Raw genomic sequence first — 284 nt, 5'->3', positions numbered from 1 at the left:
ACCTCGTTCCATTTTTCGGAATGCGGAGGTGCAGCCTGTTCCCAAAGCTTTCCTGCCTCTCCAAATCTGTCCTGCTCATTGTTATAGTTGTAGCCCGAAGGATAATGCTGCACTGTGCGATCTGTAAAAAGTGCTTCTGGCAGCCCGTACCAATGCTCCACAGTGGTAAGGCCTGCACGGGCAGAATGCAGTACATTCCATTTGGCTACCGCCATCTGTGCATGATGTGCGGCAGAGCCCAGCCCGAGTTTCTTATTCTCTTCCAGAGCAGCTTCCATGATTTC

General features: G+C 51.4%; 1 pseudogene. It reads right to left on the bottom strand.

The window, feature by feature from the left end:
* Positions 1 to 284, bottom strand: a pseudogene (locus HC175_RS23455) (amidohydrolase family protein); the annotation flags it as partial.

The organism is Salinimicrobium oceani (genome assembly GCF_012037645.1).
This window is presented reverse-complemented; position numbering and strand designations above follow the sequence as displayed.